General features: G+C 47.9%; 11 protein-coding genes and 1 riboswitch. Of the genes, 1 reads left to right on the forward strand and 10 read right to left on the reverse strand.

What is annotated here, in order from left to right; all coding sequences use genetic code 11:
- Nucleotides 1–18: 18 nt before the first annotated feature.
- From BLR73_RS07515 to BLR73_RS07530, 4 genes are all read right to left on the reverse strand, one after another.
- A complete protein-coding gene (locus tag BLR73_RS07515; protein WP_091860746.1) occupies nucleotides 19–1,137 on the reverse strand; it encodes a hypothetical protein in 1,119 nt (372 codons plus the stop codon).
- Entirely contained in the window at nucleotides 1,134–2,300 is a 1,167-nt protein-coding gene (locus BLR73_RS07520; protein ID WP_176763648.1) for a YncE family protein, read from the reverse strand. The genes BLR73_RS07515 and BLR73_RS07520 overlap by 4 nt, the downstream gene beginning before the upstream one ends.
- The gene (locus tag BLR73_RS07525) at nucleotides 2,297–4,309 is read right to left on the reverse strand and encodes a TonB-dependent receptor (RefSeq protein ID WP_369821144.1); all 2,013 of its coding nucleotides are present in this window, start codon (nucleotides 4,307–4,309) and stop codon (nucleotides 2,297–2,299) included. Before BLR73_RS07525 ends, BLR73_RS07520 begins: the two co-directional genes overlap by 4 nt.
- A gap of 43 nt (nucleotides 4,310–4,352) precedes the next feature.
- A riboswitch (cobalamin riboswitch) is annotated at nucleotides 4,353–4,571 on the reverse strand.
- Between the two features lie 153 nt (nucleotides 4,572–4,724).
- Complete coding sequence (locus BLR73_RS07530) at nucleotides 4,725–5,684, reverse strand: S66 peptidase family protein (RefSeq protein ID WP_176763649.1); 960 nt, start codon at nucleotides 5,682–5,684, stop codon at nucleotides 4,725–4,727.
- A 112-nt stretch (nucleotides 5,685–5,796) separates the two neighbouring features.
- Between BLR73_RS07530 and mutS the strand changes: the two genes are divergently transcribed.
- Nucleotides 5,797–8,421 carry a DNA mismatch repair protein MutS gene (gene mutS, locus BLR73_RS07535; protein WP_091860754.1) on the forward strand — a complete coding sequence of 875 codons (2,625 nt, stop codon included), beginning with the start codon at nucleotides 5,797–5,799 and terminating at the stop codon, nucleotides 8,419–8,421.
- Nucleotides 8,422–8,518: 97 nt separating this feature from the next.
- Here the strand turns inward: mutS and lgt are convergent, their stop codons facing one another.
- The 6 genes from lgt to BLR73_RS07565 form a co-directional block, all read right to left on the reverse strand.
- Entirely contained in the window at nucleotides 8,519–9,373 is an 855-nt protein-coding gene (gene lgt, locus BLR73_RS07540) for a prolipoprotein diacylglyceryl transferase (protein WP_013063963.1), read from the reverse strand.
- On the reverse strand, nucleotides 9,370–10,470 hold the full coding sequence (gene ychF, locus BLR73_RS07545) for a redox-regulated ATPase YchF (RefSeq protein ID WP_013064510.1): 1,101 nt from the start codon (nucleotides 10,468–10,470) through the stop codon (nucleotides 9,370–9,372). Before ychF ends, lgt begins: the two co-directional genes overlap by 4 nt.
- Nucleotides 10,471–10,543: 73 nt before the next feature.
- Nucleotides 10,544–11,950, reverse strand: a complete 1,407-nt coding sequence (locus tag BLR73_RS07550; RefSeq protein WP_013063422.1) for an aldo/keto reductase — start codon at nucleotides 11,948–11,950, stop codon at nucleotides 10,544–10,546.
- Nucleotides 11,951–11,962: 12 nt separating this feature from the next.
- Nucleotides 11,963–13,447, reverse strand: a complete 1,485-nt coding sequence (locus BLR73_RS07555) for a 4Fe-4S binding protein (RefSeq protein ID WP_091860756.1) — start codon at nucleotides 13,445–13,447, stop codon at nucleotides 11,963–11,965.
- 23 nt (nucleotides 13,448–13,470) lie between these two features.
- Nucleotides 13,471–14,217: a twin-arginine translocase subunit TatC gene (gene tatC, locus BLR73_RS07560; protein WP_233456380.1), complete on the reverse strand. Its 747-nt coding sequence runs from the start codon at nucleotides 14,215–14,217 to the stop codon at nucleotides 13,471–13,473.
- A complete protein-coding gene (locus tag BLR73_RS07565; protein WP_013063539.1) occupies nucleotides 14,210–14,395 on the reverse strand; it encodes a Sec-independent protein translocase subunit TatA/TatB in 186 nt (61 codons plus the stop codon). Before BLR73_RS07565 ends, tatC begins: the two co-directional genes overlap by 8 nt.
- Nucleotides 14,396–14,472 lie beyond the last annotated feature (77 nt).

The following is a 14,472-nucleotide window of genomic DNA, read 5'->3' on the forward strand; positions in this document are numbered from 1 at the left end:
TAAGTGAATAATAAGAGGTTATTTAATAACAACTTTTTTCTTGTTCTGAATATAAACGCCCTTCTTGGTTGGAGTAACCTTTCGACCCTGCAGGTCGTAGAAAGGACTTGATAGAGATGCTTCCTGCTGGATGGCACGAATGCCGCTTAAAGCATTCTCGATAGCTTGGAGCGAGGCTTCGAGATGGATATCCTCGGCACCAGCAAACTCTGTAGAGGTTTCGCCCCACCACTCGGGTTGCGGACATTTCTGATTCAAACCTGTATATACACGTACAAAGTCGATGAAATCAAGATTTACAGGCTGACGGTTCTCATCAACAGCCCACGAGATATCAATACCGCAGCCCTCATAATTATAAGAGGTGGCATTGGCATTATCGCTAAAGTTGGGCAGATTATCGGCATAGCCATAGCGGAAACCTACCAGCACATAATAGTAGGGACTGAACGATTCCTCTACCTGATCGGACAGATTCTGCATATTATCGGGCAGTCGGGTGCCTTTGAAGGTGAGATTATCAGGCAACCACTGGGGGTAATACTCCTGGGTGTGGTAGTGATTACGATCGATGGTGCCGCTATTACCTTGGTTATCTGTCCAGGGAATATCACCCATGGGGTTCTGACGGTAGGTTATCTCGTAACCATAAATTACCTTGCCTGCGCTATCCACATCGCAACTGCCGCTGATTTCGTACCAAGGGTCGTCGGGCTTTCCGTTGCCGTTTACATCCTTCGACACCATTACTACGCCAGCCTCATTCATACCACCAAACACCAGGTTCTTCATTTCTTGATAGGCGTTTCCCCATACGGCAAAGTCGCGCTCGCCAGGCACGTTGGCGATAGAATGATCGAAGTGGAACGTGATATAACCGCCCCAGCCACCAAGTGCCACCAAATGGGAATCGATAGGACCAAGACCTGCCAGATTGTTGTTACACTTACGAATCATATCGGCCTCGGTATCGCCAGCTTCGTATTCTGGCACATCGTTTACATACTGTCCTGGGGCAGGGCGATATTCATCTACCGCCTGGATGTATTTGGAGTGCACAGTAACATCGTCCATGCGCTGAGCATGGATATTACCGATGGTAATTGCGGCTATTAATAGTAACAATATCTTCTTCATTTTTTTGTTGTTTTAAATAAAAATGCTGCGTGGGCGGGTATATCGCCTGTGCTTACCTTCCAGTCGAAGGTGCCATCGGGCAGGAAGTGCAGCAACTCGCCACTCGATACATAGTTCTTGGCATCCATCAGATAAAAATCGCGATGGACGGGGTTTACAATGATGCCATACGGCATGCGTATCTTGCTAATCTCGGGTGCACTCGACAGACTGGTGCTTACCACCTGATGCGTTTTTACGTTGATGATACCATAGGTGATGGTATTACTCATCGACACCTCGCTCCATTGAGAACCGTAGAAATAGAGCGAATCGCCCACAATACAAAGATCGCTTACAGCCTGATCGATGTGTCCACCTACTTTCATCTGGCCGTTTTCGTCGGGTGCCAGCCACCAGATGCTTGATGCCTCAGTCATATAGTCGCCACGAGCCGTTACCCATAGCTGATTGTACTTATCGGCCTTCAGGTGGTGCAGGTTGGGGGCTACCTCTACCTTGCTGGTTTCTTGCATGGTAGCCATATCTATCACACTTACCGTACTCTCATAACCCTGTCCCGTCATACCTTGATAGCCACCACTGTTGGCTACATATAGCTGGTTGCCGATAATGGCCATCTCCTCAGGCTGATAGCCTACACTACAAGAGTCAACCTTTTGTAAGGTGAGTGTATCTACCTTATACACGCTACCCAACGGACTGTTGCTCGAAGCATAAACCGTTCCCACATACGATGACACGTAGGCATAGCGATCGTTAAACGTCACGTATCGGCAGTTAGGAATGTTTACCTTTCCTATTCTGATAGCCGAATCGGCACGGGCCACCTCAACCTTGTTTGAGCAGTTGATAACCAGCCACAGACGCGAGCCATATATCTGACAGTCGTTACCCACATCGCCCAGCGACATTACAGTACTAGGGTTGCGCTGCGAGTAGATATTGCGATAATAGTGCGCTGTAGAATCTGACAGATCGAGATAGTCGAGCGACGACTTGTTCGATCCCATGTTGCCCTCATTCAGCAGATACATACCTATGATATCGCCCTGCTGCGTTTTGCCGCCTGGATCGCTTTTCTCCATCGGCACTATCATCACATCCTGGCGACAGGCCGAAAGGAGCAACAGGGTTAATATGTAGTACGCTAGCTGCTTCATATCTCAACGCTTAATGTTAGTGCATAGTTGCGACCAGGCATGGGGTAATTTACGATTACCTCGTAATCCTGACCTAAGAGATTGTTCACATCCAAGTGCGCTTTCATCAGCACACTATTTACTTTCCACCAAACTCCCAGACTCAGGTCGCTGGTGTACCAAGGTTCCATGTGGTTATAGATAATGTTCTCCTGCTCGTCGTAGCGTTCGCCCGCATAGATAAACGAGTAGTTCAGGTTCCAGTTCTTATAGGTAAGACCCAGAATAGCAGAACCTGAGTGCCAGGGGATGTAGGGTATCTGATGCTTATAATACGAGGTTTCGGCATCAGTAACATCGCGTGCATCCTGATAAGTGTACTGGGCACGAGTGGTAGCTATCAGATCCTTACCAATCTTGAAATCGGCCTCGGCCTCAACATCTATTCCCTTGATGTGAACCTTACCTAAGTTCAGCATCGTCCAACGGAACTGCTGCCCCTTGGGGTAAGCCACAATTTTATCGTGTACTGTATTATAATAGGCATCGAAGTGCATCTCGGCATGGCGAATGATACCATGCTCAAAGTGCTTGTTAAGCGCAAAGCCGGCATCGTACTGCAGGGCGCTCTCGGGCACCAGGTTGGCATTACCCATATCGGTATAATACAGGTCGTTGAAGGTCGGCATGCGGAAACTCTTTTTTACGTAGGCTCGCATAGAGAAGAAGGTGCCTCGGAAGGGATACACGTTAACAAATAGCGCCGGCGTGAGTTTAGATAGCGAATGACTGCTGTTTAAGCTTGCAAACTCACCCCTGCGGTGGGTTTTGTCGTGGATAAAGGTAGCCAGGATAGAGCCTTGCGCCTTCAGGTGTTTGTAGTCGATAGCTGTGGCTAAACTTACCAGATTAGAGATGCGTGTGGGGTAAGCAAAGTTGTAGATATCGGCATTCAGTTTGTTCCACTTAAAATCGTAGGCCAGCGATGCACTCCAGTTGGGTAGCAGCTCCAGCACATTGGCTGTAGAAAGATAGAACTCCTGCTGCTTGTAACGATTGTCAACAGGCAACTGGGTAGTATCCTTGTTTACGTAGTGGGTGTTGTAATAGGCATACTTGGCCAGCCATCGGGTGCTGAAACCATCGCCTATATTCTTATTATAATCGGCTTGTACAAAGGTGTTCAAATCCTGTTGGCGCTCACCACGTCGCCACACGTTGTTTACGATGGCACCAGGAATGCCTCGGGCTGAGTTATATAGATAACCCTTAAGCTGCCAACTACCCTGCTCCAATCGGCCAAACAGGTTTGCTTCGATACGTTCAGCATGTATATCGCCGTTCTGTCGCACAGCCGTTGTGTCCCAAGCCGTTTGTCCGTTAGGATATTTTCGCTCGTAATGGAACTTATACTTACCGCTGGCTGTTAAGAAGCCGGCACTTACCGATGAGCTGATGGTTGATGACAGTTTCTGCTCCCAAAGGGTAGAAAAGCGGAACATATCGCTTGAACCATACTGGGTTTTAAATCGCAGATGGGTATTCTCGCCTTTCTTGAAATCAGGCGCTTTGGTACGGATATAGATAGAACCGGCGTTTCCAAAATCGCTGGCGGGCTGGAAGATGGCACTCTTCTGGCCGTTATAAAGTGTGATATCCTCTACGTTATCAAGTGAGAACTGGCCCAAGTCAATCTGTCCGTTCTGCGCATTACCTAACTGCACACCATCGTAGCTGATGCCTAAGTGATGCGTACCCATCGAGCGGATGTTTACTGTTTTAATGCCGCCCACGCCGCCATAATCCTTTAGTTGGACACCTGAGAAATAGCGCAACGCATCGGCCACAGAGTGCGTGTTCAGTTGTTCCAGCAGTTCGCCCTTCAGTTTCTGACTGGGCACCACCTCGCGCATAGCTGGCTTCGACACAACAATTATCTCCCGTACATGCTGCACGGAATCTAACTTGCTTTGTGCTGCCGTTGTCATCGCCAACACGCAAGCCATTGCCAATGTGAATGCTCGATTCATCATCTTTTATTCTGCCATCGCCATCTAACCCCAGAGATAGGCAAGCGGCTAAAGTTTCATCGGCAGGTCTTCTGACTTATCGTCTGGCAGCAAACGTCTTCCCAAAAATCTCAGTGACATACATGTTTGCGCCTCATAAAGGACGACTTACAGCAGCAGGAAAGGCCACGGGTAGGTGCCTTTCGGCGGGATTCTGTTCAGGATTCTCACCCGATTCCCTATTAATCTCCACATCAGGAGAACCGATTACAGCTGCAAAGATACAATAATTATTCTCAAAATAAATAGTTTTACTCAGTTTTTTGATTTTATGCTCCCCCTTGCCATCTAAAGCACGATATTTTTTCCCAACTTGGGAATGTTTGATTCCCAGTTTGGGAACGTTTCATTCCCAACGTGGGAACAAAATGTTCCTCTAATGGGAATTATTGTAATCTAGCACTACCTTATCAGAGGTTATTTCTAATGTGGCTTTGGCGCCTGTTAGGAGGGGGAAGTTTTTTAGGTGGGCATGACCTACAGGAAAGTTGTAGCATACGGGGATGTGCCAATGCTGTAGGTACTCGTTGAGCAGGGCGTACATGTCGTCGAAACCGTTTTCGGGGTGTTTGTATTTGTTGAACTGCCCAACAATAACGCCTCGGATGTGTTTCTGTAAGCCACGTATCTCGATGTTATGCAGCATGCGGTCGACCTTACTCATGCCCTCGCCTGTATCTTCAATAAATAGTACGATTCCATCGATAAACAGCGGATCGAAATCAGAGCCTGCCAGATCGTTGAAAACGCTCATGTTACCACCAACGATAATGCCCTCGGCCTTACCTGTTATGTTTAAGGGATGGGGAGCAATGCGATAGGTGGGCAGATGACCAGCAAGCATGCCTCGTAAAGCCTGACTCACGGTATCGTTGCCCTCGTAGGTTTTCAATGCATGACACATCGAACCATGAATACCCATTACGCCTGCCCTAGCCTGGGCACACAGCAACGCCGTCACATCGCTGAATCCGATAATCATCTTTGGATACCGCTGGAGTGTATCTAATGAGATACGGGAAAGCAGATGGGCAGCTCCATCGCCGCCTCGCGAACACATGATGGCCTTGATGGATGGTGTGCGTAAAGCCCACAGCAAATCGCTAAGTCGCTCATCGATAGTGCCTGCAAAACCATGATAATCGGCCAGTGCATGGGGCGCCACGATGCATGGATAGCCCCACTTCTCTAAGGTTCGGATGCCGCCATTAATGGTAGCAGTATCGGTTGCACTTGAAGGCGAGATTATAGCGATGGTGTCGCCCGAATTTAGGAATTGGGCTGAAAGCGACAGCATCCAGCAAAGCATCAGCGATATGATAACGAGTTTCTTCATCTTGCTGGCAAAGATACAAATAAACGGGAACATAACAATTATTTAAGGCTAAAATTTTGCTGTTTGCGAAAAAAGGAGTAACTTTGCCGCTCAGAATAAAATTTAGGTAGTTATGGCAAAAACAGCGGGGAAAGAACTAACCCCTATGATGAAACAGTTCTTTGATTTGAAGGCGAAACACCCAGATGCAGTCATGCTTTTCAGGTGTGGCGACTTTTATGAAACCTATTGCGAAGACGCTATAACTGCCTCAAAGATATTAGGTATCACCTTAACACATCGTAGTAATGGTGCTGGTGGCAAAGGCGATGAAATGGCTGGTTTTCCTCATCACGCCTTGGATACCTATCTGCCTAAGCTGATTCGCGCTGGCAAACGTGTGGCCATCTGCGACCAGCTGGAAGACCCCAAACTCACAAAAAAACTTGTTAAGCGTGGCATTACCGAGTTGGTTACACCTGGTGTGGCCATGAGCGATAACGTGCTGAATTACAAGGAGAACAACTTCCTGGCGGCTATCCATTTTGGTAAGTCGAGCTTTGGTGTGGCTTTTCTTGATATCTCGACAGGTGAGTTTCTGACAGGTGAGGGAACTGCCGATTATGTAGAGAAACTGCTGGGCAACTTTTCGCCCAAAGAGGTGCTTTACGATCGTAATCGCAAACAGGATTTTGAGCGCAACTTTGGTACTAAATACTTTACGTTCCAGTTGGACGATTGGGTGTTTACCGATCAGACAGGTAAGCAGAAACTATTACAGCATTTTAACGTTAAGAACCTGAAAGGCTTTGGTGTAGATCATCTGCAGTCGGGTGTTATTGCCGCAGGTGCCATTCTGCAGTATCTCGAGCAGACACAGCACACTCAGATAGGACATATCACTTCTATCTCCCGTATCGAAGAGGATAAGTACGTGCGACTGGATAAGTTCACCATCCGCAGCTTGGAGTTGGTTTACCCCATGCAAGAGGATGGAAAGTCACTGCTTGATGTGATTGATAAGACGGTGAGCCCAATGGGAGGCCGATTACTGCGCCGCTGGCTGGTTTTCCCTCTGAAGGATGAAAAGCCCATTAACGAGCGACTGGATGTGGTAGAGTATTACTATCGCGAGCCCGAGTTCCGTGAGTGTATCGACGATCAGATACATCGTATTGGCGACTTGGAACGTATTATCTCGAAGGCTGCCGTTGGAAGAGTATCGCCTCGCGAGGTGGTGCAGCTCAAGACTGCCCTGCAGGCCATTCAGCCCATTAAAACGGCTTGTTTGTATGCCAAGAACCCAACGCTGAACCGTATTGGCGAGCAGCTGAACCTTTGCGAATCGCTGCGCGACCGTATCGAGAAGGAGATTCAGAACGATCCCCCACAGTTGGTTGCAAAGGGTGGCGTGATTCGCGACGGTGTGAATGCCGAACTCGACGAGTTGCGTAGCATAGCCTATAGCGGTAAGGATTATCTGCTGAAGATACAGGAGCGCGAGGCTCAGGAAACTGGTATCCAGAGCTTGAAGATAGGCTATAACAACGTGTTTGGCTACTATCTTGAGGTGCGTAATACCTATAAGGAGCAGGTTCCACCTGAGTGGGTTCGTAAGCAGACACTGGCCCAGGCCGAGCGCTATATCACTCAGGAACTGAAGGAGTACGAAGAGAAGATTCTGGGTGCTGAGGATAAGATTCTGTCGTTAGAGGGCAAACTCTTCAACGATCTGATTATGAGCATGCAGGAGTTTATCCCACAGATTCAGATAAACGCTAATATCATTGCCCGTTTGGACTGCTTGCTCAGCTTTGCCAAGGCGGCTGAGGAGAACAAGTATATCCGCCCCGTAATCGATTCGTCGGAGGTGATTGATATCAAACAAGGTCGCCATCCTGTAATCGAACAGGAACTGCCCCTTGGCGAGTATTATGTGCCCAACGATATATTGTTAGACAACGAACGTCAGCAGATTATCATTATCACTGGTCCGAATATGGCTGGTAAATCGGCCCTGCTGCGCCAAACTGCATTGATTGTGTTGCTGGCCCAGATAGGTTGCTTTGTGCCCGCAGAGGCCGCTAGAATCGGTCTGGTAGATAAAATCTTTACCCGTGTAGGTGCCAGCGATAATATCTCGCTGGGCGAATCAACCTTTATGGTAGAGATGACTGAGGCTTCGAACATCCTGAATAACGTGTCATCGCGCTCGCTGGTACTCTTCGACGAGTTAGGTCGAGGCACCAGTACTTACGATGGTATCTCGATAGCATGGGCGATTGTAGAATATCTGCACGAGAATGCCAAAGGTCATCCTCGCACCTTGTTTGCTACTCACTACCATGAGTTGAACGAGATGGAGAAGAATTTCTCTCGAATCAAGAACTACAATGTATCAGTTAAAGAGGTTGATGGCAAGGTTATCTTCCTGCGTAAATTGGAACGTGGTGGTTCTGAGCACTCGTTTGGTATCCATGTAGCTGAGATAGCAGGTATGCCTCGCAGTATCGTGAAGCGCGCCAACGTGATTCTGAAACAGTTGGAGAGCGATAATGCCCAGGTAGGCACTGCCGGTAAGCCTACTAAGGAGATTGCTGGTTCGCGTGAGGGTATGCAGTTGAGTTTCTTCCAGCTTGATGACCCAGTGCTCTGTCAGGTTCGCGACGAGATCCTAGGCCTTGATGTGAATAACCTCACCCCTATCGAGGCTCTCAACAAGTTGAATGACATCAAAAAGATTGTTTCCGGCAAGTAGTTTCCTTGCTGTAAACAGTTATTTCCCAATAAAGAAACTGCCAGTTTCCTCGCAAGGAACTGGCAGTTTCTATGTTTGAAACCAGTGAAATGTCTTATTAAGCCTTTTTCTTGGCTTTTATCATGCAGTAGGTTCCCAATATGATAAAGGGAATAGAGAGTATCTGTCCCATATCGATGGGAAGCGATGCCTCGAAGGCCTCCTGTACCTCCTTGGTGTATTCGATGAAGAATCGGAAGGTGAAGATATACGTAAGGCAGAACCCGAAATACCAGCCAGTACCAATCTTCTCAGGCTTCTTTTTATGCAGAGTCCACATGATGACAAACAGGATGGCGTAGGCGATGGCCTCGTACAGCTGTCCTGGATGGCGTGGAACGGCATCAACTTTCTCGAAGATGAATGCCCAGGGTACATCGGTAATCTTGCCGATAATCTCTGAGTTCATCAGGTTGCCCAAGCGGATACAGCAGGCCGTAGAACCTGTGGCAATTGCTATATTATCGAGCACCGTCCAGATGCTCAGTTTGGTTCTGCGTACATACATCCAGAGGGCAATCATTAAGCCTAAAGTTCCGCCATGCGAGGCCAAACCAGCATAGCCGATGACGTGGAAACCAAATGTTTGTCCTAGCCAACTGCCATCATCGCCAAAACGGATAGGCAGTATCATCTCAATTATTCCCTTGCTTGAAGTCAGGAAATAATCGGGCTCGTAGAATAAGCAATGGCCCAGACGAGCACCAATCAGGATGCCGAAGAAACAGTAGAATGCGAGCGGATCAAAATATTCGTCCTTAATCTTCTGCTCCTTGTAGAGGCGCTGAACCAAGAGGTAGGCCACAACCAATCCGATGACCCACATCAGTCCGTACCAGCGAATTGAAAAAGGGCCCAGTTTAAATGCAACCAGATTTGGATCCCAAAGGATATAGTTGAGTAGATTCATCATACGTTAAAGCGGAAATGCATAATGTCGCCATCCTGTACTACGTACTCCTTACCCTCAACGGCCAGCTTACCAGCCTCGCGTACAGCTGCCTCAGAGCCATACTGGATATAGTCGTCGTACTTGATTACTTCGGCACGGATAAAGCCCTTCTCAAAGTCGGTGTGAATCACACCAGCACACTGTGGAGCCTTCCAGCCCTTCTTGTAGGTCCAGGCCTTCACCTCCATCTCACCAGCGGTGATAAAGGTTTCGAGGTTCAGCAGCGCATAAGCCTTCTTAATCAGGCGGTTTACACCACTCTCTTCCAAGCCCAGCTCTTCCAAGAACATCTGCTTGTCCTCGTAGCTCTCCAGTTCAGCGATATCCTCTTCGGTCTTAGCGGCAATCACCATGGTTTCTGCGCCCTCTTCCTTTGCCAGCTCCTCTACCTTCTTGGTAAAGGCATTACCTGATTTAGCATCAGTCTCGCCTACGTTACAAACGTAAAGCACAGGCTTTGAAGTGAGCAGGAACAGATTGCGAGCGCAATCCTGCTCGTCCTTGCTTTCGAACTCTACGATACGGGCATTCTTACCCTGCTCCAGCACCTCTTTATAAGCGTGCAGTACGGTAGCCTCGATCTTAGCGTCCTTATTACCAGCAGCTGCGGCCTTCTCGGTCTTAGCCAAGCGGCTCTCGATAGTCTCAAGGTCCTTCAGCTGAAGCTCTGTATCGATAATCTCCTTATCGCGGATAGGGTCGATAGTGCCATCAACGTGAGTGATATTCTCATCCTCGAAACAACGCAGCACGTGGATGATAGCATCGGTTTCGCGGATATTTCCAAGGAATTTATTGCCTAATCCTTCGCCCTTAGAGGCGCCTTTTACGAGACCAGCAATATCTACAATCTCGCAGGTAGCAGGAACGATACGTCCTGGGTGAACCAACTCAGCGAGTTTGGTCAGTCTTTCATCAGGTACAGTGATTACACCCACATTGGGTTCGATTGTACAAAAAGGGAAGTTTGCTGCCTGAGCTTTGGCACTCGACAGACAATTAAACAAGGTAGACTTGCCCACATTTGGCAGTCCTACAATACCACATTTTAATGCCATTTTCTTCTATAAACGTTTATTTCGGGTGCAAAGGTACTGCAAATTAGGCAATTAACCAAATTTTCTACACTTTTTATACTTCTGGGCCCTCTGGGTTGCGCTTCAAGCTCTCAATCATCTCATCAATCTTTGCCAGTTCGCGTGGAATGCGAATGCTTTGTGGACAATGAGGCTCACACTGGCCGCACTGGATGCAATGATCAGGCTGGCGATCGCGAGGAACTACACGGTCCAGCGAAATGAGATACTGGCGACGATGCTTGCGATACTCAGCATCGCCCACACCCATTGGCAGCGAACCTTCGTTCTTACATTTGTTGTAGTGTACAAAGATGGCTGGTATATCCACACCGTAAGGACAAGGCATGCAGTACTTACAATCGTTGCAAGGAATGTTTTCGAGACCTACAATCTTCTGAGCGATATCCTTGTCAAGGAATCGCATCTCCTCTTCGGTAAGTGGTTTCAGCGGACAGTACGAGAGCAGGTTATCCTTCAGGTGCTCCATATAGGTCATACCGCTCAATACGGTAAGTACACCCTCGTTGGTGCCTGCATAGCGGAAAGCCCATGATGCCACGCTACGCTCTGGGTCGCGACTCTTCAGTTCTGTCATCAGATACTGTGGGAGGTTAGCCAATCGGCCTCCTAACAGCGGTTCCATAATAACTGCAGGTATGCCTTTCTTTTGCAGCTCGGCATAAAGATAACTGGCATCTACGTTGCTCTGACTAATCTCGTTGGCATAATCCCAATCCAGATAGTTCAGCTCAATCTGTACAAAGTCCCAATGGTACTTCTCGTCGAGGGCCAGCACCTCGTCGAACACTTCCTGCTTACCGTGGAACGAGAATCCCAGGTTACGAATGCGGCCTGCCTCGCGCTCCTTCAGCAGATAGTCCATTATGCCATTATCCACATAGCGCCCGTTAAACTCCTCCATGCTGCCACCTACGGCATGCAGCAGATAGTAGTCGATGTAATCAACTTGCAGCTCCTTCATAGAGTTGTGGTACATCTCCTTCGACTTCTCGAATGACCAGTAGTCGTGGTTGAAGTTAGAGAGTTTGGTGGCCACAAAGTACTCGCTACGCTTGTGGCGGCTCAGGGCGATACCTGTGCAGCGCTCTGACTTTCCCTGACAATAAACAGGCGATGTATCGATGTAGTTCAGACCATGAGCCAAGGCATAATCGATTTGCTTGTTAATCATGTCCTGATCAAACTCATCGCTGTTATCCACCTTAGATGGCAGGCGCATCATACCATAGCCCAGAATAGAAACCTTGTCCTTATTCTTTGGGTTAACGCGATAGGTCATCTGACCAACAGGTGGTTCAACCTGGTTCCTATATTCTTGTTTTGCCTGACTACCTGCCTTATTGCCACTTTTGCATCCTGCAAGTGTAGCGGCTGTAGCTACTGATCCTGCTCCAAAGAGCTTAAGGAACGCACGGCGTGTTATATTCTTCTTTTCCATAAATTATCCTCCTTAAATCTTCTTGTGAACTTCGTGTCCCTCAACATAGATAGCTGAGAATGGACGAGCCGGACAAACATACTCGCAGGCACCGCAGCCAATACATGCAGCCTCGTTGATTGCAGGAACCATTGGTGATTCCTCATCGTTCTCATCGAGTGGAACCATTTCGATAGCACCCGAAGGACAATGGCGGGCACAGTTACCACACTCTACCCCATCGGTAATGGGTACGCAGTTCTTCTTAATCCAAACGGCATGACCAATTTGGATGGCAGTTTTCTCCTCCTTATCAACCTTCTGGATGGCACCTGCAGGACAAACTTCAGAGCAACGCGTACACTCTGGGCGACAATAGCCGTGCTCGTACGACATGGTGGGCTGCATCAGGTGCATTAAATCGCTACTAGGACGCAACACCTGGTTGGGGCACTCTGATACACAAAGCTGGCAGCCTGTGCATCGTGTGGCCAGATTCTGGAACGAGAGCGAACCTGGAGGTGTGAGCGGTGTTTGGCGCTCAGGAGCTACCTTATCTTCCAGTTCTGCCAGTCCGCCATCCATCAGCTTCTCTTTCTTTTTCTGAGCCAGAGCGGCTGTAGTTACCAAGGCTGTTGCCAACAGGAACGAGCGCTTTGAGGTATTGATGGGGTTGGCATCGGTAGCTTTATTTGTCTTTTTTGACGGGCCGGCAGCTGTGTACTTCAGCGCACCAAACTTACAACTATCAATACAGTTACCACAAACCACGCAACGGGTATAGTCGATACTGTGTGTCTTAAAATCGATACAAGATGCTTTGCAGTTCTTTGAACAGAGTGAGCAGTTCTTGCACTTATCTTCGTCGAATCGGATTTTAAGCCATGAGAAACGGGCAAAGAAAGACAGGATGGTACCTACTGGGCAGATGGTGTTGCAATAGGTACGTCCGCCTCGCCAAGCCAAGATAAATATTACTACCAGGGTAACAGCAGCAATCACGAATACAGGCATTGAGCGCATCCATGTATCAACGCTGTAGAAAGCATAGCTATCGGCGCGCTCAGCCAGTTCGGCTAAGATGTTGTTGCCCATCTTCCAAACGGGCTGGAATATCATGGTGGCGATACGTCCGTAGCTGCTATAAGGAGCTAACAACTGGAATATAGAGCCGATGCCAGCTACACCTGCAATGATAAATACCACAAGTACTGGGTAACGCAACCAGCGAACCTCTTTCGAATAGCTGTATTTGTTCTTTTTTCTGTTCAGTCGGGCTAGTATGTCCTGAAATACGCCCATAGGACAGATGATGGAGCAGTAAGTGCGGCCACAAATAAGTGTAATAATCAAAAATGCCGCTACCACTACCACATTGAGTGCCATCACTGCGGGCAAGAACTGAATCTTGGCACACCATGAAAGCCAATGGTGCAACGTTCCTGTAAAGTCGAGGAACAGCAGGGTGATCAGTACAAACATCACCGCTGCAAGGATGGTTCTGATTTTACGAAGCATAAGTCTATTATATAAGTATTTATCTATTCGGTTATTCTTACTATTACGATGCTCAGTTCGTAGAGCAGCCAGATGGGCAATGCTACCACAATGAGCGTAAAGGCATCGGTAGTGGGGGTGATAATCGCTGCTACAACCAGTATCGCTACTACAGCATGCCGGCGTATGCTCTGCATCATCGCAGCATTAATCAGTCCCATCTTGCCTAACAGCCAGCTTACTACAGGCAGTTCGAACAAAATACCCATCACCAGGTTCATCATCAGCAACGTATCCATGTACGATTGCAATGTGAGCATATTTGCTACATCGGGACTAACCTGATAAGTGCCAAGGAACTTGACGGTAAGCGGGAATATCAGCAGATAGTTGAGTGCTGTGCCCAGCATAAACATCAGGTAGCCGCTAAAGCAGAGCAGTGTGGCGTATTTCCTTTCGTTGTCATAGAGCGCTGGCGATACAAAGCGGAAGAGTTGGTAGATGATATAAGGCGAAGCCACCAGAACGCCTGCATAGAAGGCTGTTTTAAGGTGAACCATGAACTGTTCTGTAAGTCCGATGTTCATCAGATGAACACAGAATGGTTCTACGCCCAATAGTTGGTAGGTGATGAAATCGCTGGAGCGTGGTGCCAGTACGATGGCAAAGACTTCGTCCTTTAAGCAGAAGGCAACTGATGCTCCAATGACTGTTACCACCAACACTCTGACTATCACCCCACGCAGTTCGTCGAGATGATCCCAGAACGTCATTGTGGGTGTATCACGCATCCTTCTTCTCGTCCTTTTCTACCTCTTCTTTCAAGTCTGTAACCTCGTTCATTCCCTCCTTGAAGCTTTTTACGCCTTTACCCAGGCCACGCATCAGTTCAGGAATCTTCTTGCCGCCAAAGAACAGCAATACTATCAGTGCAATAACCAGTATTTCCTGGAATCCTAATCCAAACATCTTTCAAAAGTTTTTTAGTTTATTTTGCAAATATACAACTTTTCCACGAATCAGCTATCATTCGCTATGATTTATTA

Origin of the sequence: Prevotella sp. khp1, assembly GCF_900102205.1 — a bacterium.
Classification (GTDB): domain Bacteria; phylum Bacteroidota; class Bacteroidia; order Bacteroidales; family Bacteroidaceae; genus Prevotella; species Prevotella ruminicola.